The organism is Actinomadura chibensis NBRC 106107 (assembly GCF_001552135.1).
Classification (GTDB): Bacteria; Actinomycetota; Actinomycetes; order Streptosporangiales; family Streptosporangiaceae; genus Spirillospora; species Spirillospora chibensis.
The window spans coordinates 1-17,545 of the sequence record NZ_BCQP01000070.1; the positions used below are offsets into that span (position 1 = coordinate 1).

Sequence of the window (17,545 nt, forward strand, 5' to 3'; positions counted from 1 at the left end):
GGCCGGGCCGATCTTCGACGTGATGCCGACGTCGATGGCCTGCTTCTGGGCGACCGACAGGTCGCGGACCTCGCCCTTGTTGTTCGTGACGACCACGAAGTCGCCGCCGACCACGGGCAGCCCGCGGTAGGTCCGCTCGTAGGCCACGTAGTTCAGGTTCCAGGGCGTCCCGATCACCTGCGTGCGGACGAAGGCGTCGTTCGCGCTCGGGTGCAGCTCGGGGGCGCGGGCGGCGACGATCCGCTCGGCGGTCGCGCGCGCGGCGAGCGTCGGGTCGGGGGCGGCCGACGCGTTCGGGAGCGTCTGCGCGACCAGCGGCGACAGACCGGCCGCCGCGAGGGCGGCGGCCGCGGGGACGGCCAGGAGATGTTTGCGTTTCACTGCTGCATGCCTCCATCGACATGGGGGAGGCCGCCCCGCGGGGGATTGGGGCGGCCGCAGGGCACGACGACCGCCGCCGGCGGACCGGGCGCCCATGTCACGCGCGGGCCGGCTGGGAGTCGGCCGGATCCTGACGGCGGACGGTGAAAACGCGGGGTGTTCGGGAGCGGGCACCGGAGCGGGCGGACGGTTGGGTTGCGCCTTGCGAACATGAGAGTGACATCTGCGAATCCGAATGGGGGCCTTCCACTTCGGCATAGCTTCGCGCTATGGGGCGTGAACTACGGCATTTTCGAATGCCCGCCCGATAGGGCCGCGACGGCGTCCCGTCCGGGGCGATGCGGCCAGGTCCGCATTGGCGGCCGTGCCCCGGTTCCAGGTCATCCGGAGACATCTGCCGGATAGCGGCGGCGCAGCGGAACACGCTCGCGAACGCGCCTTCACCTGCGACGACGCAAGGTCCCGAGCATCCGGGAACCGGGCTTCTGCCGTGATCGATGACGCGGGACGCGTTCCGTGAATGGGCCCGTCCCGCGCGTGCGCGATCATTGATCTTGAGAATTGGGCGCACCCCGGCGAACCGCGACGGCGCGGTAAGCGCTCGCCCGTCGCGATCGGCGGTCGAATGGGCCATGAATAACTTGACCGGCGAACTTGAGGCCCAAAGTGAAAAGTTGAAACACGGTGGTCGCGGGCCCCTTGAAACCGCAGGCCAGTTCGCCGTTCCAGCAATGATGGAAGTGCCCGGGGGCCCGCGCCGCCCCCGCGCGGGTCCCGCCCTGACCGGAAGCGGGGGCGGCCATGACCTTCCGTTTCACATCCGCAGGCGGGGAAGGGATCCGGGCAGGCGACTCCGAGGAGGCCGAGATGCCGCAGCAGGCGTGGAGCAAGAAGCGCGAACGTCAGTACGAGGACATCAAGAAGTCCGAGAAGGAGCGCGGGGCCGGGACGCGCCGCGCGGAGGAGATCGCCGCGCGCACCGTCAACAAGAACCGCGCGCGGAGCGGGGAGGCCAAGCAGAAGAGCGGGACGTCGACCAAGGACATCTCCCCGCAGCGCCGCGGCGGGCTCCGGTCCGGGAAGTCCGGCCCGCGCGGCCGGACGAAGGAGCAGCTGTACGCCGAGGCCAAGAAGAAGAAGATCGAGGGCCGCTCGAAGATGTCGAAGGCGGAGCTGGAGAAGGCGCTCGGCGGCTGACCCCCGGCCGGGCCCGCGCCGCCGCGCTCAGGTGTGCCAGTGGCCGACCAGCTCCGCGTACAGGGGGCTGCGGCGCAGCAGCGTCTCGTGGGTGCCGAGGACGGCGTCCGGCCCGTCGAGGAGCAGGATCAGGTGGGCGCGCTCGGCGGAGCTGATGCGGTGCGCGATGACGATCAGCGTGCCGCCCCGGTCGGCGAGCGCCCGCTCGGCGCGGGCCTCGGCGGCGGGGTGCAGGTGGCTCGTGGCCTCGTCCAGGACGAGGACCGGCGCCGGTGACAAGTAGGCCCGTGCCAGCGTGACGAGCTGGCGCTCCCCCTGCGAGAGGCCCCCGCCGCCCGGCGGGATCTCGGCGTCGTACCCGCCGAGCCGTTCGACCGTCTCCCCCAGCCCGACGGCGTGGACGGCGTCGTCGAGCCGCGCCTTCGTCGCCTGCGGGCACAGGTAGGCCAGGTTGTCGCGCAGCGGCGCGGCGAAGATGTAGCTCTCCTGCGGGATGAGGGTGACGGCCCTCCGCGCGTGGGCCGGGTCGAGGGGGGCGCCGCCCAGGGTGACGCGGCCCCGCTGCGGGGTGAGGAGCCCGGTGAGGAGGTTGGCGAGGGTCGACTTGCCGGTGCCGCTCGGGCCGACCACGGCCAGGTGCGTCCCCTCGGGGACGTAGAGGGACAGGTCCTCGATCACCGGCGCCGCGCGCGGCGAGTAGGCGAACGTCACCCGCTCGGCCTCGACGTCGAAGGACTCGACGGCGGCCGGAGGCGCGGCGGGCGCCGCCGCGGGCGGGACGGCGCAGACCTCGGCGAGCCGTCCGAGCACCACGGCGAGGCTGAGCAGCAGCGTGCCGCCCGCGTCCACGAGGACGGTCACGGCCGGTTGCAGCCCGGTGACGAGGTAGGCGACCGCGCCCGCGACGTCCCCCGCCGTGAACCCCTGGTGCGCGGTCAGGTACGGCGACAGCAGGAGCAGCGCCAGCAGCGGCAGGTGGACGCCGAGCGCGAGCACGGGCAGGCGGACGAGCCGCGTCCTGGCGTAGGCGCGCAGGGCCCGCGCCTGGGCGTCGACGGCCCGGCCGACGGTGTCCGCCGCGCGGTCCTCGGCGGCGCAGGCGGCGACGTCCCGGACGCCGTGGACGACCACCGCCGCGCTCTCCCCGATCTCCTCCGCGCGCAGCACGACGGCCCGGTAGCGGCGCACCTGGAGCCCGACGAACGCGCCGAACACCGCCACGCCGAGCGCCACCGACAGCCCGACGACCAGCGCCAGCCGTGGGGCGAGCAGGGTCAGCCCGACGAGCGCGGCGACGCCCGCCGACAGCAGTTGGCGGACGTTGCGCAGCGCCGCGCCGAGCAGCGCCCTGACGGCCTCCGCCTGCTCGGTGACCTGCGAGACCCCGGCGCCCGCCGCGTCCGGGGCGCCGGCCGCCATCCGGCGCAGCGCGGCGGTCACGACCTCGCCGACCAGGGAGTCGCGGAGCGGCTCGACGGTCGCGGCGAGCCACGGGTAGACCCGGCCGGTCGCCACCGCGCCGGCGACGTGCAGCGCGGCGAGCGCGGCGAGCCAGCCGAGGCCGGTCAGCGGCCGCCCGGCGAGGAAGCCGTGGTCGACGGCGCGGGCGAGCAGCAGCCCGGACGCGAACGTCGGCCCGGCCTCCACCGCCGACCAGGCGGCGAGCCGCCGCACGGCGGGCCACTGCCCGCGGACGTGCCGGTGCAGCAGGCGGGCGGCGGGCGGGGCGGTCATGCGCCCGCGGCCGCTTCCGGCGCGGCGGCGCCGTCGTCCGCCGCGGGCCGCGCGTCGAACACGGCGCGGTAGCGGGGGTCGGGCCACAGCTCGGCGTGCGGGGCGAGCGCCCGGATCCGGCCCGCGTCGAGCCAGGCGACGAGGTCGGCGCGCGCGGCCGTGGCCGGTCGGCGCGCCACGACCAGGCTGGTGCGCCCGGCGAGGACGCGCCGCAGCGCCTCGGTCACCTTCAGCTCGGTGGCGGTGTCGAGGCTGCTCGTCGCGTCGTCGAGGACGACGATCCGCGCGTCGGCGAGGGCGGCCCGCGCCAGCCCGAGCCGCTGCAGCTCGCCGCCCGAGAACGGGGCGCCGGCGAGGGGCGTGTCGTACCCCTCGGGGAGCGCCCGGACGAAGTCGTCGGCGGCGGCCGCCCGCGCGGCGCGGCGGACCTCGGCGCGCGTCGCGTCCGGACGGGCGTAGGCGATCGTGTCGTGCACCGTGGCGCCGAGCGGCGCGGGACGTTCGAACGCGTAGGCGACGGCGTGCCGCAACCGTGGGAGCGCGAGCGCGGTCACGGGCACGCCGTCGAGCTCCACGGACCCGTCGTCGGGGTCGAGGAGCCGTCCGATCGTCGACACGAGCAGGCTCTTCCCGGCGCCCGACGCGCCGACGACGGCGACGGCGGCGCCGGGCGGCACGTCCAGGTCGAGCCCGTCCAGGACGGCGCGGCCCCCGGCCCGGACGGTGACCCCCCGCAGGCGGAGCCGCCCGGGGCCGTCCGGGAGCGGGCGGGGCCGCGCGGGCGGCCGCACCGCTGGGACGGCCGCCAGCACCTCCTCGATCCGTCCCGCGCCGACCTGGCAGTTGAGCAGTTGGACGAAGGTGTCGAACAGGGACGCCGACGCGACCGCCATCGCGGCGTAGGACGCGCTCGCCACGAGCTGCCCGGTGGTGAGGTCGCCCGTCGCGAGCCGCACCCCGGCGACGCCGACGACCACGACCGGGGTGAGCGGGGCGAGCAGCGCCAGCCGCCGGCTCACCCGGCCCTGCACCTCCCACGTCTCCCGTCCGGCCGCGCGCAGCTCGGGGAGCGGCGCGAGGATCCGCCGGGCCTCGGCGTCGGCGGTGCCGCTGGCCTGGATCGTGCGGATGCCCTGCCGGGCGTCCAGCAGCCGGGTGGCGATGGCGGCCTGGCAGACCTGGTAGCGCGCGAACGGCTCGGTGGCCTGGACGACGAACACCCGCAGCGCGAGGACCAGCGGCGGCACGCTCGCCGCGAACGCGGCGGCGAGCCACCAGTCGATGAGGGCGAGCGCGACGACCGCGCCGGCCGTGGACGCGATCGCGGCCGCCGCCGCCAGCAGCAGGACGGGGAACGCGGCGGGTCCCGACGCGCTCTCGGTCAGCCGGGACAGGACGTCCCCGGTGGGGAACCGCCGCTGGCCCTGCGGCCCGAGGGCCAGGACGCGGCCGAGCATCCGGTGCCGGAGCCAGGCGGTGAGGTGGCTGCCGCAGTAGGCGCCGAGGACGTCCTCCGCCGCGTCGGCCAGCACGGCGACGCCCAGCGTCACCGCCAAGGCCGCCGTCGCCGCGCCGAGGCCGCGCTGCGCCTGCGCGGCGTCGATCGCCCGCGCCAGCATCACCGGCGTGGTCAGCGTCGCCGCGACGCGGACCGCGGTGAGCGCCGCGAGCAGGGCCATCCGCACCCGGAAGCGGCGGACGGCGGCGCGCATCAGCCGCCGTCCCCCGGCGCGGAGGACGGCGGAGCCGGCGGGCCCGCCGGGCGGCGCGACGAGCCTCGGTTTCCGGACCACCCTGGTCGGCTCCGTTCCGTTCCGGCGGAAGTCTTCCTAGAATCGAAGGTGGGTCCGGTCACGGACCGGCTCTTGCCGGTCCGTGACCGGGGTTCTGCGGGCCGGGGTCTTCTCAGGGGTCCCGGGTGCCGCATGGGATGCGCCGTACTAGCAGGTGACGCCGATGCAGATCGTGTTGAGCAGCGTCAGCAGACCGGTGCACGCGCAGGTGCCGCCGAGCTGGACGCCGTCGATCTCGATCGGGTCGGTCTCCGGCAGCTCCTGAAGAGCGGCCACGAGGTCGCCGTCGAACGTGTCCATGGTGTTTCACCTCCTCCCTTCCTGGTCGATGGCGTAGGTCCGTTCCGCCGTGAGGCAGAAGCGGACCACCGTTTCGCGCAGGACCGGGGGCCATGCCTGGACGACGCCGTGGTGGTCGCCGTCGGCCTCCAGGTAGTCGAAGTCGACTCCTTCGGTCCTGCCGAGTTCGAGGAGGCGCCGCCGCAGCGCCCGGGACTGGCCGACGGGGACGACCTCGTCCCGCGCGCCGTGGACGAGCAGCAGCGGCGCCGTGAGCGACGCGCATTCGCGCAGCACGTCGCGTCCCGGTCCGGGTTCGCCGCGGGCGGCGATCCGGCTGAGCCGGGCGACGCGGTCGCCGACCGCCCCGGGCGCGGCGGCCCGCAGGGCGTCCGCCGAGGTGAACGGCGCGAGGGCCGCGCAGCCCGACCACAGCTCCGGGAACCGGCACGCGGCGAGCAGCGCGAGGAACGCGCCGTAGCTGCCGCCGAGCACGACCGGGCGCGGCAGCCCCGCGTCGTCGCGGTCGCGGGCGACGAGCCCGCCGAGGTGGACGACGTCGTCCAGGTCGGGGCCGCCCCAGTCGCCGAGGACGGGCCGCAGGTGCCGCTCGCCGTAGCCGGTGCTGCCCCGGTAGTTGGGCGCGATCACCGCCGCGCCCGCCGCCGCCAGGTGCTGGAACAGCGGCTCGAACTCGAACCGCCAGGCCGCGAGCGGTCCGCCGTGCAGCGCCAGCACCAGGCGGGGCGCGCCGAGGTCGCCGTAGACGACCGCCTCGATCGGGCCCGCCGGTCCGGGCAGCTCCATCAGCTCGGCGCGCCGCCAGCCGCCGCCCGCGCCGGGCGCGTCCGGGGCCAGCGTCCAGGCCGGTCCCGCCGGGCCCGGCACCGGGCCGGGCGCGGTCGCGAGGGTCGGCGGGCGGTGCGGGGCGGCGAAGCGCACGTGGATCCGGCCGTCGTCCGCCCAGTGGGCGGGCCCCCACAGCATGCCGCGCGGGCCGGGCACCGGGGTGACGCGGTCCGCCTCCGGGGTGTAGACGGCGAGCCGGGCCACGGCGCCGTGGATCTCCCGGACGAGGAGGTGCCGCCCGCTCGGGTCGAAGGTCAGCGGCGTCCTCAGCCGGGACGAGCGGTTCAGCGTCTCCGGGAACCGGACGGGCCCGCCGTCCGGGAACCGCAGCCCGGTCTGCCGCGCCCCCGCCTGCTGGACGCCCGGCGACGTCGTGGTGACGGCCAGCGCCCCCGAGCGCGGGCTGTAGGCGGCGATGCCGTCGGACGTCGTGTCGGACACCGACCAGACCCGGCGCCAGGAGCGTTCGCGCAGGTCGACGAGGATGCCGTCGGTGCGGCGTCCCGGCTCGGCGTGGTCCAGGGCGAGGGTGCGCCCGCGATCCACGAAGACGCCGCCCGACAGGACGCCGGGGATGCGCAGGACGGGTTCGAGCCCGGTGGCGGTCAGCCGCGAGATCCGCGAGTTCCGCTCGTCCTCGACGGCGACGAGCAGCGCCGCCCGGTCGGGACCGGCGAGGAGGAACCCGGCGAGCATGGACGGGACCGGCCAGGACCGCGTGATCCGCAGGCCCGTGCCGGCCGGTCCCGCCGCGAGCACGGTCCCGTGCCCGGTGGGTCCCCCGTGGTCGCCGGTCGCGGGCCGCGCGATCAGGACACGGCCGTCGTCCAGCGGGAGCACGGCGCAGTCGCGGGCGAGGAGCGGCCCGTCGGCGGTGCGGGCGGCGGACCCGTCGGCGGTGGCGGCGAGCGCGCGGCGGGCCGGCGCCGGACACGCGAGGTCCCAGCGTTCGAGCGTGACGTCGTCCAGCACGGCGCTCAGGCACGCCGCCCAGCGTCCGCCCGCGGAGAACGCGAACCCGAACCGGGTCGGGACCGGCGGCAGGTCCGGCGGGACGAAGCCCGGCGCGGCGGCGTTCACGAGACCCGCCCGGAGCCGAGCGCCGCCGCCGGGACGCCCGCGTCGTCCGCGTCGTCCGCGTCGTCGGCGGGAAGGTCGGCCGCGGCGTCGGCCGTCCACATCCGGGCGGCGCCGTGCCGCAGCCGGAGCAGGAAGGCGAGGATGCCGCTCATGCCGTCGCCCCACGTCACCGACACCTGGCCGAACTCGTCGGGGAAGACGAGGTGCCCGTCGCGCCGCGCCCGGTTGGCGAGGACGAGTTCGGCGAGCCGCCACGCGCCGTCGCGGTAGCGGTCGTCGCCGGTGAGGGCCGCCATGTCGAGCAGGAAGTCGCCGTTGCCGGACAGCCCGTGGCACTGCCCGAGCGCGGCGCGCCAGCGGTTGTCCAGGACGGCCCGCGCCGCGCGCTCGGCGTACCGGGCGAACCGCTCGTCCCCGGTCGCCGCGCCGAGCCGCGCGAGGAACGCGCCGATCCCGGCCGCGCCGTGGCACCAGAACGGCGCGGTCGGCGCGTCGCCGTGCCCGGCGCCCCACATCGCGGCCCGGTCGGTGATCGTCGCGGCGTCGAGCAGGCTCTCCCCCACGTCGACGGCGAGGGCGCGGTAGTCGTCGCGCCCGGTCGCCTCGGCGCAGGCGATGAGGAAGTAGCCGACCCCGGCGACGCCGTGCGCGAACCCGTGGAACCGCTTCCCGGCGAGCTTGGACTCGTGCTGCGCCGGGGTGCTCCAGGTCGGGCCGCCGGGGGCGGCCTCCACCCCGCCGACCAGCGCGTCGGCGGCGGCGACCGCCCGGTCGGCGTACCGCTCCCGGCCGGTGCGGGCGAACAGGTGCAGCGCGGTCAGGCCGAGGCCCGCCGTGCCGTGGGTGACGTCGGGGCCGGGGACGGCGAACGGCAGCCGGTCCGCGGCGGCGAGGGCGCCGTCGACGAGGTCGCGGTCGTCCAGCGCGAGGCCCGCGTCCAGCACCGCCCACGCGGCGCCCGCGGCGCCGAAGTACAGCCCGGCCGGACGCGCGGCGCCGTCGTCCAGCCGCGCGAGGATCCAGCGGGCCGCCTCGCCGATGGCCGGGGGGAGGCCGGGAACGGCGGCGAGCTCGTGGCACCGGACCAGCGCGCCGAGGACGCCTGCCGCACCGTGCTGGACGCTGCACGGATCGGGTGCGCCGTGGACGCACGACGCGGGCCAGAGGGCGCCGCCGTTCCCGGGGGTCATGGAGGCGAGGAGGTGGCCGCTGATCCCGGCGACGGCCTGGCGGGCCTGCTCCCGCAGCCGCTCGCGGCGGCCGTCCGGGCGCCCGGCCCCGCGCCCCGCCGAACCCGCGCCGGTGCCCGCGGCCGGGGCGGGCGCGGCCTCGATTTTGGTCGGGAGGGCCGCCAGCGCTTCGCGGGCCCGGGCCGGTGTCCAGCGCCGGTCGGGGTCGTCGGCCGTCAGCCCGAGCAGCATCGGGACGACCGGCGCGGGCAGGTTCAGGCCGCGGGTGCGGGCGCGCAGCAGCTCCGCGAGCCGCTCGGCCAGCGGACGCGCCGCCGGACGCTCCCCCAGCAGGTACGGCGGACCGGCGGTGATCACGTGGCAGAGGGTCGCGCCGAGGCTGAAGTAGTCCGCCGTGACGTGCGGGGGCGCCCCGTCCATCTGCTCGGGCGCCGAGTACCCGGGGGTGCCCGAGCGCAGCGCCGCGCCCTCGATGTCGTCGGCGGGCACCGCCAGCTCCAGGTCGATGAGGACGGGCGTCCCGTCCGGGCGGACCATGATGTTGTTCGGGTTGAAGTCGCGCACGATCAGCCCGGCGCCGTGCGCCGCGATCATGAGTCCGGTCAGCCGGTCCGCCATCTCCAGCGCGGCGGGCAGGTGCGCCCCCCAGCCGCGCAGGACGATCAGGTCCGAGCTCCACTGCCGCAGCGCCGTCCCCGGGACCATCTCCTCCGCGAGGAACAGGTGGCCGCCCTGCGTGAACAGCTCGACCGGGCGCGGCGCCACCCCGAGGTGCGCGATGGCGGTGAGGGCGCGGTGCTCCGCCCGGAGGCTGTCGCGGATGTCCCGCCCGGTCTCGTCGGCGGCGACGTGCGGGCGCGCCTCCTTGAGCACGACCGGCTCGCCCGTCCGGGTGTCGACCGCGCGGTAGACGCCGCCCTTGTTAGTGTGCCGGATCGCCTCGCGGACCGCGAAGCGCGTCCCGATCAGGATCTCGCCCCGCCCGTCGCCGCCGTCCGCGGCCGGGCCCGCGGCGTCGGCGTTCGTCCGGTGGTCGGGGAAGGGGCACGTCACCCAGGAGGGCGGCTGGTAGGTGCCGGAGCGCCGGTCCTCCACCGGGTTGCCGTCGGGGTCGAGGATCACCCAGGCGTAGAACCCGTCGTTGGTGATCCGGCGGTCCTCGACGAAGGCGCCGTACCGGTAGTGGACGAGGCTGCCCGGCGCGTACTGGCGGTCGGACAGGATGCGCGGCCCGGCGAGCCCCGCCGTCGCCTCGTGCAGCTCCGCCGCCAGCCGGACGGCCTCGGCGTCGCTCTCGGGGTAGACGGTGAGGAACTTGCCCGAGTGGCCGCGCGAGGTGTTCCGCGCGTTCAGCACCGCGACCTGGTCGTGGCTCGCCGCGAACTTGAACGGGGAGTTCCCGGCGAGGAGCACCGCGAGCGCGCGGTCGAGCACCTCCTCGGCCGACGCGGGCGTCGCCGAGACGTGCAGCTTCCACCCCTGCGCGGGACAGCCGCCGCCGTCGCGGGTGAGGTGCCGCCACATGGGGCTGCGGCGCGCCGTCCAGCCGGACGGGCCGGGGAGCGCGGCGAGCGCCCGGTCGAGCACCCCGGTCAGGCGGGCGTCGCCGGACTCCGGAGCGGCCGCCCCGGAGAAGACGCTGAAATTGAATTCCGCCATGCTGACTTCGCCGCCCTCTTTCCGTTCCGCCGGCCTCGGCCGGCCTCGCGAAGTGATCCCGTCCGCCCTTTTCTCGATCGATCATTTCGACCGATCAATGTGCGAGTCGGGGCGAACGAGGACACCGTAGCCACGATTCCCTGAAAAGCGCCAGAGGGGACTAACAAAGGATCTTTACTGCGGCGGAATAAAAATCTTACTCGGCGGAAAGTTGTCGAGTGACGACTGTGACGGCAGAGCCGGGCGAAGCCGGGGAGAAGCCCAGAATGTGAGCTATGTCCAGCTTTGCCGACAGGCAGATCGGCGGAGTCCTCGCCAATTTGACTCCGAATCGGTTTTGGTTCGAGTCATGGCCGAAGACCGCCACGTCCGCCGCTGGCACGGCACCTGGTGATGTGCTAGGAACCGGCGTCGCGAAGTGATCGAAAGGCTGGTCAAAAGGGTCGCGACGGCGCGCCGGAGCGGCCGCCCGACAGGCCCGCAGGCCCTACGCCGTAAGCCTTTTCGAGGTTCGCCGAAGGTCGCGGCGACCGCCTCCATTAGCAAAGGGCGGGAGGCGACGCCAAGGTCGTTTCAGTCGGCCGACCAGAATGGATCGCGACCTATAAAACCTATCAGTTTGGTCTGGATATCCGCGTCGGCGGGGACGTCCACCCGGGCGCCGAACTGACCCGAGGAGCGCAGGACGCCCTCCATTCCCTCCATGCCGCCGAGGAGCCGCGCGCAGAAGTCGGGGTCGAGCCGGTCGTCCTGGCCGGTGGCCCGGGAGAGATCCCAGGTGTGCATGAACACGTCGGCGGTGTAGAACTGGTCGATCGCGGCGTCGAGCGGCAGATTTCCGGTGTGCGGATTGCTGAATTCCCGGTCTGCCGTGGCGGGATCGTCCAGCACGGCCTGCACGCCGTCGCAATGGACCAGCCAGGCGGCGACGGGGTCGTCGTCCACCGAGGGGCCGTGCGGCAGCTCGATGCCCGTGCCGGACGCCAGGAACCCCGGGAACCATCCGGTCAGGTGCCGGACGACGTCGCGCGCGGTCCACTCGGCGACCGGGGACGGGACGTCCCACGCCCGCACGCCGCGGACCCTGTCGGTGAACATCCCGGCGATCTGCCGGTGCCTCTCGTCCGGACGGTCGGGCAGCGCCATGGCGAACATCCCCTGTGCTCTGTGGGGCCGACGGGATACCCGGCGGATCCTATCCGCGCCCGCTCCGACCGCGCTCCGAAATTCGAACAGAAGTTCGCTCCGGAAGACCGATGAGTTTCGCGGACGCCCCCGGTCTGCCTTGGCGAGAACCCCCACCGAAGGAGAGAGCACGATGGCCGCCACCCAGACCCCCGCCACCGTCCAGTCCCCCGCCGCCGCCCCGGAGCGCACCGCCTCCCCCCGCGGCCGCGCGCGAAGCCGAGTCCTCTGGGGCGCGCAGATCGCGCTGGCCGTGTTCATGGTCGTCGCGTCCGGCCTGCCGAAGCTGTTCGGCGAGCACACCGCCGTGCAGCTCTTCGAGGACATCGGCTGGGGCCAGTGGTTCCGCTACTTCACCGGCGCGGTCGAGATCGCGGGCGGCCTCGGGCTGCTGATCCCCCGGCTGTCCGCCGCCGCCGCGACCGGGCTGGTCGGCGTCATGATCGGCGCCGTGATCACCAACATCGGGCTCGGCAGCCCCGAGGTCGCCCCGTTCCCGGCCCTGCTCGGCGTCGTCTTCGCGGTGATCGCCTGGAACCGCCGCGAGAAGGCCCGCGACCTCCTCGACCTGTTCCGGCGCTGAGCCGACCCGACTCGCTCGGCCCAGCCCGGCCGCATCCGGACCAGCGCGAAAGCCGACCAGGAGCAGCCTGGTCGGCTTTCGGCCTGTGCGCGCCGACGGCGCCGCCTACGTCCAGGGCGCCCTCGGGTACCAGATGAGGTCGCGGGAACCGAGGATCCGCACGTTCCAGTACAGGACGGTGAACACGCCCGCGGTGAGCAGCGCGGCCGCCACCATCCCGGACGCGCGGCCGGGACGCGCGGCCAGCCAGTCCTGGATCCGGTTCCCGGCCAGCAGGACGACGGCGAGGAACAGCACGGAGAGGATCACGATGTTGCCGAGCGACTGGAGGCTGAAGGCCGCCGCGCCGTAGAGCGGGTTGTGGCTCTCGGCCGCGTCCCGGAACATCTGGCGGAAGAGGGCGAACGGGCGTCCGACCAGGAAGCCGCCGATGAGCGCGCCCATGACGACCATCGGCGCGTTCGGGTGCTTCGCCGAGAGCCGGGCCAGCGGGTCCGGGACGAGGCCGAGCGCGGACAGCCCGAGGCAGATCAGCGTCACCCCGATGATCCCGAACACGATCATCGCCTGGGTCAGGCGCGGGGTCCACCCGTCCATGGTCGTCGTCGTCTGGAACTGCGGCATGTGGGTGCCGACGAGCCCGACGACCGCGCCGTAGGTCGCCGACACGGCGACCATGCCCGCCGACAACCAGCCCAGCGGCTTGAGCGCCTGGACGACGCGGTCGCGCCTCGACCGGCGTCCGACCATGGGGGCGAGCGCGCCGAACACGGCGATGTTGCAGGCGGTGAAGGTGCCCGCCACGCCGGACGCGAGCGCGAACGCGATGCCCGCCATCGTCCCGGCGATGGGCGTGCCCTTGGCGTGGTGGCCGAGGAGGGTGTCGGCGACGTTGTCACCGATGGTCTGGTCGACGAACTCCGCCGACCACACGACGGTCAGCAGGAATCCCGCGAGGACGCTGGCCGCGAGGACCAGCAGGCGCCGGCGGGGGAAGGCGCCGACGACGAACGTCGGCGCGGGCTCGGGAACGGAGATCGGCGAGGGTCGTTCGGCTGCTCGGGTCACGGTGGCCTCCGCGTCGGGGGACGGGGGTGGGCGCACGGCTCATCCGGGGAAGCGGACCGTGCGCATGAAGACGGGCAGCAGCCACGGGCGGCGTCCCCGGACCACCACCCGCCCGCTGAGGAGGGCGCGCGCCTTGCTGATGCGCCCGAAGAGCATCAGGCTGAGCGCCGGCGGGTCGAACGACAGCCGGACGTCGACGTCGCCGCCCGGTTCCTCGACGAAGACGCGGCGGTCCTGGAGCACGATCGTGACCGGCGCCATGTACCTGGACCGGAACTCGACGGCGACGCGGCGCCGCGGCGGCGGCGCGGTCGAGTCCAGCAGGTGGCCGAGGCCGTTGCGGGTCATCCCCGCGACGAACAGCTCGAAGAACATGCCGATGTCGCCCGGCGGGATGGCCCAGTCCGCCCCGCTCGCGCGGGCGATGTCGCGGCCGTGGAGCTGGATCTCGTTCAGCAGGTGGGCGAGCAGGCCCGCCATCGGGACCCGCGCCCCGCCCAGCCAGTGGACCGGCTCGCCCGGCTCCGCGTCCGCGCTGGCCTTCAGGACGTCCGCGACGTCCGCGCGCAGCGCGGCGGCGATCGCGCCCGGGTCGCGTTCGCGGAACTGGTCGAGCATCACCTCGTTGAGGACGGCGACGGTGTCGACGGTGGCCGTGCGCAGCCCGTCCATGCCGTCGAAGGGGAGCGGCTCGGCGGGGCCGCGGACGAGCGCGGTGTAGAGCCGCGCGATCGTCGCGACGTGCGCGGCCGTGTCGGCGACCGTCCAGTCCCTCGTCGCCATCGCGGCGGGGTCGGGGACGTCCGCGAGCAGGTCGCCGAATCTGCGGGCGGCCCGCTCGACGGCCCGTCGCGCGGACTCCAGCTGGTCGGACGTCACCGGTGCGGCCATGGGCGGCACGCTCCTCTCCGCCGGGCGGCGGCTCCCCGCCGGGAATGCCTGTCGAGAGCGACGGAACCCGACGTGGAGGCGGCGGTCAAGACGGCCGGGCGCACTGCGCAAGCTCGGAGAAGATGATCGACACGGGCGTCGCTAGGCTGAGCCGTGCCAAGGCAGCGGGGAGCGTTTGCGCGCGGAAGGGAATGCCTGCCGGATGAGCCCGAGAAAGGTCGATCCCGAAGCGCGTTCACTCCTCTTGGACGTCGCCGCGAGACTGCTTTCCGAAGAGGGCCCGCAAGCATTGTCCGCGCGCCGGATAGCGGCCGAGGCGGGCAGTTCCACAATGCCGGTCTACACCAATTTCGGCGGTATGGCCGGACTGGCGAGGGAAATCGTCTACGAGGGTTTCGCGCGGCTGGAGAACCATTTCAGCCTGATCCGCGCCTCGGCCGACCCGGTGGCCGACATGGCCCTGCTCGGCCGCGCCTACCGGCACAACGCCATGCAGAACCCGCACCTGTACGCGGTCATGTTCGGCGCCGCGTCCCTCGCCGGGTTCAGCCTGTCCGAGGAGGACCGGCAGCACGGGCGGTACACGCTGACCCGGGTCGCCGCCTGCGCCGAGCGCTGCCTCGCCGCCGGGCGCTTCCGCGCGGACGACGCGGGCCTCGTCGCGCACCAGATGTGGAGCGCGACACACGGCCTCGTCATCCTGGAGCTGGGCGGCTACCTCATCCCGCCCTACGACGCGGAGGCCTGCTTCGAGGCGCAGCTCGTGTCGCTGATGGTCGGCGTCGGCGACGACCCGGAGGCCGCGGCGCGGTCGGTCGAGGCGTCCGGGCGGCGGCTGGAGGACGAGCTGATCCGCCCGCTGGCGCTGCAGGAGGGCGGCGTCGCCGCCCGCTCCGCCTGACCGCCGGGCGCCTGACCGCCCGGCGCCTGACCGAGCCGGGCTCCGGCCGGGTCAGGCGGGGGCGCCGACGGTCTCGACGATCTCGTCCAGCGCGGCGAACGCCCGCGCGACCTGGGCCTCGTCGTTGTAGAGGTAGGCGGAGATCCGCAGGACCTCGTTGTCGGTGAAGCGGTCGACCAGCGGCTGCGCGCACATGTGCCCGGACCGGCACATGATCCCGTAGGAGTCGCTGAGGATCCGGGCGACCTCCCGCAGGTTCCGCACCCCGCGGATCGCGAGGCTGATCGTCGCGGACCGGTCGGCGGACGGCGACGCGGGCCCGAGGACCCGCAGGTACGGCCGGGCGAGCGCCTCGGCGGCCTGCCGCCGGGCGAGCGCCCGGTCGTGCGCGGCGAGGGCGGCGGCGCCGATCCGGTCCAGGTAGGCGATCGCCGCGCCGAGCCCGTAGACGCCGCCGATGTTGGGCGTGCCCGCCTCCAGGCGGTGCGGCGGGCGGCGCAGCCGGTACCGCTCGGTGTCGACCCAGTCGACCGTCCCGCCGCCGATGTTCGGCGGGTCGAGCAGCGAGAGCGCGCCGTCCGCCCCGCACAGGACGCCCACGCCGGTCGGGCCGAGCATCTTGTGGGCGGAGAAGGCGACGAAGTCGACGTCGTCGAAGTGCAGCCGCCCGTGCGGGGCGGACTGGGCGGCGTCCACGACCGTGACCGCGCCCGCCTCCTTCGCCATCGTCGCCATCTTCTGGACGGGCGCGTACACCCCGGTCACGTTCGAGCAGTGGCTGAGCGCCACCACGCGGGGACGGCCGCGCAGCAGCTTCTCGTAGGCGTCGAGGTCGACCCGTCCCGAGGCGTCGACGGGGACGTGCCGCGCGCGGGCGTGCCGCCGCCACGGCAGCGCGTTCGAGTGGTGCCCGTCGAACGGGACGAGCACCACGTCGCCCGACTCCAGCCGCAGCCCGGACGCGACGAGGTTCAGCGCCTCCGTCGTGTTCAGCGTGAACACGACCTCGTCGCCGCGGACGCCGGCGAAGTGCGCGACCCGGCGGCGCACCGCCTCGAAGTCCGCCGACGCGGCCTCCGACAGCCGGTGCTTGCCCCGGTGGATGTTCGCGCTGACCTCGGTGTAGTAGCGGGTCAGCTCGTCGACGACGGGGCGCGGCTTGAGGCTGGTGGCGGCGTTGTCCAGGTAGACGAGCTCGCGCCCGTCCACGCGGCGTCCGAGGATCGGGAAGTCGGCGCGGACGCGCCTCGGCAGCTCGGTGACGGCACCCGTGTCGATCATGCTGGGTCCTCCTGGTCCAGGGGGCGGACGGGCAGGTCGGAGACGCAGGGGCGGAGGCGGCCGTCCGGCCCGGCGGGCAGGTAGCGGACGGCCGACGCGGTCAGCCGGACCCGTCCGCCGAGCAAGGCCCGGAGGCGTTCGACCAGGCCGTCCTCCAGCGCCCGCGTGTCCTTGACGTTCGGGACGTACTCGACGCGCACCTCGTCCTCCCGGTGCTGGCTGACCTGGTAGGCGTCCAGCTCCGGGCAGTCGCCGACGGCGCGGTCGACCTCCCGCGCCCCGATCGGCGCGGGGCGTCCGGGGACGGTGAGCAGCGTGCCCGAGCGTCCCTCGAAGTGGCAGACCGGCAGGTCGGAGCCGCAGGGGCACGGGTCGTCCCACACCCGGTAGAGGTCGCCCGTCCGGTACCTGATGTGCGGGGACAGGCGGTCCCCGACGCTGGTCACCACCAGTTCGGCCAGTTCACCGGGCGCGGCGGGGCGCCCGCCGCCCGCGAGCGGCTCCACGAAGTAGGACCGGTTGTTCAGGTGCGTGCGCCCGAGCGGGCATTCGACGGCGAGCCAGCCGAACTCCGACATCGTCACCGCCTCCGCGACGACCGCCGGGCCGCGGTGCTCGGCGATCCGGCGGCGCGCCACGCGGGTGGCGGGCGTGTGGGTGAGGACGATCGCGCCGACCGGCGGCGCCGCGTCGCGTCCCGTGGCGGCGAGGCGGCGGAGCAGGAAGGCGAGGGCCGTCGCGTCCGCCTCCAGCCACGCGGGGGCGTGCGCGCGCAGCTCGTCGGCGGCGCGGGCCAGCAGGGCGTCGGGGGCGGCGAGCGGGTCCGGCGTGGACGGCAGGACGAGCGTCCCGTCGGCGAGCGTCCGCTGCTCCACCGGGGTGTAGGGGCTGGCGCACTCGACGCCCGAGCACTCCGGGGCGGTGTACCGGGCCGACCGCCCGGACGCGCCGCCGAGGACCGCCTCCCGGAGCGGCGGGTGGGCGGCCAGCGTCACGGCCCGCCGCGCGGCCAGGAGGCCGGCGCGCACGGCGGTCGTGACCCGGTCGCCGCCCACTCCGCCGCTCCCCCGGACGAGGGTTCCCGGCTCGCCCAGGGTCCGGCCCCGCGCGAGCACCCCGCGCGGGAAATCGGCGCGATAGTCGGCGCGGCGGGTGAGCGGGACGCGCGCCCAATCGTCCGGCCCGTCGATCCGCGCGGGGCCGTGCCCGCGCCCTTCCCGTCGAAAGAACGGAACCCGCGCGCGGGCGAACTCCAAGTCCGCGACCGCGCCCGCGAAGGCGGCCGCGTCGAACGCCGGTCCGCGGCGTTGCAGAACGGAGTATTCGGCCACCGATATCCTCCTCTTCGCGGCACCCCCACAGCGCCAAGCAAAGTAATCCGCCGGGCCCTTGTCCATCTTCTGGATTGCTCACTCGGCGGCCCGTTGAATAACCCGGTTATAAAACACAGTGATTGATTTCCCAAGCTAGGAAG

The 17,545-nt window shown here is 75.1% G+C and carries 13 protein-coding genes and 2 pseudogenes; 3 read left to right on the top strand and 12 right to left on the bottom strand.

The window, feature by feature from the left end; all coding sequences use genetic code 11:
* Positions 1-381 (bottom strand): annotated as a pseudogene (locus tag ACH01S_RS35445) (M4 family metallopeptidase); the annotation flags it as partial.
* 867 nt (positions 382-1,248) lie between these two features.
* Between ACH01S_RS35445 and ACH01S_RS35450 the strand changes: the two are divergent.
* Positions 1,249-1,578, top strand: a complete 330-nt coding sequence (locus ACH01S_RS35450) for a plasmid stabilization protein (protein WP_067902506.1) — start codon at positions 1,249-1,251, stop codon at positions 1,576-1,578.
* Positions 1,579-1,605: 27 nt separating this feature from the next.
* Here ACH01S_RS35450 and ACH01S_RS35455 read toward each other — a convergent pair whose 3' ends face one another.
* The 7 genes and pseudogenes from ACH01S_RS35455 to ACH01S_RS35475 all read right to left on the bottom strand — a co-directional run bounded on the left by ACH01S_RS35455 (position 1,606) and on the right by ACH01S_RS35475 (position 11,308).
* Positions 1,606-3,312, bottom strand: a complete 1,707-nt coding sequence (locus ACH01S_RS35455; RefSeq protein WP_067902508.1) for an ATP-binding cassette domain-containing protein — start codon at positions 3,310-3,312, stop codon at positions 1,606-1,608.
* On the bottom strand, positions 3,309-4,205 hold the full coding sequence (locus ACH01S_RS46910; RefSeq protein WP_425458334.1) for an ATP-binding cassette domain-containing protein: 897 nt from the start codon (positions 4,203-4,205) through the stop codon (positions 3,309-3,311). Before ACH01S_RS46910 ends, ACH01S_RS35455 begins: the two co-directional genes overlap by 4 nt.
* 9 nt (positions 4,206-4,214) lie before the next feature.
* Positions 4,215-5,024 (bottom strand): annotated as a pseudogene (locus ACH01S_RS46915) (ABC transporter transmembrane domain-containing protein); the annotation flags it as partial.
* Positions 5,025-5,252: 228 nt separating this feature from the next.
* Entirely contained in the window at positions 5,253-5,405 is a 153-nt protein-coding gene (locus tag ACH01S_RS44685; protein ID WP_169809416.1) for a VenA family class IV lanthipeptide, read from the bottom strand.
* A 6-nt stretch (positions 5,406-5,411) separates the two neighbouring features.
* A complete protein-coding gene (locus ACH01S_RS35465) occupies positions 5,412-7,313 on the bottom strand; it encodes an alpha/beta hydrolase family protein (RefSeq protein WP_067902521.1) in 1,902 nt (633 codons plus the stop codon).
* Positions 7,310-10,162, bottom strand: coding sequence for a class IV lanthionine synthetase LanL (lanL, locus tag ACH01S_RS35470; protein ID WP_067902526.1), 2,853 nt, complete (start codon positions 10,160-10,162; stop codon positions 7,310-7,312). Before lanL ends, ACH01S_RS35465 begins: the two co-directional genes overlap by 4 nt.
* Before the next feature lie 573 nt (positions 10,163-10,735).
* On the bottom strand, positions 10,736-11,308 hold the full coding sequence (locus ACH01S_RS35475; RefSeq protein WP_067902531.1) for a TIGR03086 family metal-binding protein: 573 nt from the start codon (positions 11,306-11,308) through the stop codon (positions 10,736-10,738).
* Positions 11,309-11,480: 172 nt separating this feature from the next.
* Between ACH01S_RS35475 and ACH01S_RS35480 the strand changes: the two genes are divergently transcribed.
* Positions 11,481-11,930 carry a DoxX family protein gene (locus tag ACH01S_RS35480; protein ID WP_067902536.1) on the top strand — a complete coding sequence of 150 codons (450 nt, stop codon included), beginning with the start codon at positions 11,481-11,483 and terminating at the stop codon, positions 11,928-11,930.
* 105 nt (positions 11,931-12,035) lie between these two features.
* Here ACH01S_RS35480 and ACH01S_RS35485 read toward each other — a convergent pair whose 3' ends face one another.
* Together ACH01S_RS35485 and ACH01S_RS35490 are read right to left on the bottom strand one after the other, a co-directional pair.
* Positions 12,036-12,998, bottom strand: a complete 963-nt coding sequence (locus tag ACH01S_RS35485) for a hypothetical protein (RefSeq protein WP_083981516.1) — start codon at positions 12,996-12,998, stop codon at positions 12,036-12,038.
* A gap of 39 nt (positions 12,999-13,037) precedes the next feature.
* Positions 13,038-13,889, bottom strand: a complete 852-nt coding sequence (locus tag ACH01S_RS35490) for a maleylpyruvate isomerase family mycothiol-dependent enzyme (protein WP_083981517.1) — start codon at positions 13,887-13,889, stop codon at positions 13,038-13,040.
* A gap of 202 nt (positions 13,890-14,091) precedes the next feature.
* On the opposite strand from ACH01S_RS35490, the gene ACH01S_RS35495 reads away from it, so the two are divergent.
* Positions 14,092-14,790 (top strand): TetR/AcrR family transcriptional regulator, encoded by a 699-nt coding sequence (locus ACH01S_RS35495; protein ID WP_067902539.1) that lies wholly within the window; start codon positions 14,092-14,094, stop codon positions 14,788-14,790.
* 51 nt (positions 14,791-14,841) lie between these two features.
* Here ACH01S_RS35495 and ACH01S_RS35500 read toward each other — a convergent pair whose 3' ends face one another.
* Positions 14,842-16,071, bottom strand: coding sequence for an aminotransferase class V-fold PLP-dependent enzyme (locus tag ACH01S_RS35500; protein ID WP_067902544.1), 1,230 nt, complete (start codon positions 16,069-16,071; stop codon positions 14,842-14,844).
* Entirely contained in the window at positions 16,068-17,402 is a 1,335-nt protein-coding gene (locus ACH01S_RS35505; RefSeq protein WP_067902548.1) for a phenylacetate--CoA ligase family protein, read from the bottom strand. The genes ACH01S_RS35500 and ACH01S_RS35505 overlap by 4 nt, the downstream gene beginning before the upstream one ends.
* Between the last annotated feature and the right edge of the window lie 143 nt (positions 17,403-17,545).

Bases quoted from the DNA above. Each gene is read 5' to 3' on its own strand.
- ACH01S_RS35480 (WP_067902536.1), top strand. From the start codon at position 11,481: ATGGCCGCCACCCAGACCCCCGCCACCGTCCAGTCCCCCGCCGCCGCC.
- ACH01S_RS46910 (WP_425458334.1), bottom strand. From the start codon at position 4,205: ATGGCGGTCGCGTCGGCGTCCCTGTTCGACACCTTCGTCCAACTGCTC.
- ACH01S_RS35490 (WP_083981517.1), bottom strand. From the start codon at position 13,889: ATGGCCGCACCGGTGACGTCCGACCAGCTGGAGTCCGCGCGACGGGCC.
- ACH01S_RS35500 (WP_067902544.1), bottom strand. From the start codon at position 16,071: ATGATCGACACGGGTGCCGTCACCGAGCTGCCGAGGCGCGTCCGCGCC.
- ACH01S_RS35450 (WP_067902506.1), top strand. From the start codon at position 1,249: ATGCCGCAGCAGGCGTGGAGCAAGAAGCGCGAACGTCAGTACGAGGAC.
- ACH01S_RS44685 (WP_169809416.1), bottom strand. From the start codon at position 5,405: ATGGACACGTTCGACGGCGACCTCGTGGCCGCTCTTCAGGAGCTGCCG.
- ACH01S_RS35475 (WP_067902531.1), bottom strand. From the start codon at position 11,308: ATGGCGCTGCCCGACCGTCCGGACGAGAGGCACCGGCAGATCGCCGGG.
- lanL (WP_067902526.1), bottom strand. From the start codon at position 10,162: ATGGCGGAATTCAATTTCAGCGTCTTCTCCGGGGCGGCCGCTCCGGAG.
- ACH01S_RS35495 (WP_067902539.1), top strand. From the start codon at position 14,092: ATGAGCCCGAGAAAGGTCGATCCCGAAGCGCGTTCACTCCTCTTGGAC.
- ACH01S_RS35455 (WP_067902508.1), bottom strand. From the start codon at position 3,312: ATGACCGCCCCGCCCGCCGCCCGCCTGCTGCACCGGCACGTCCGCGGG.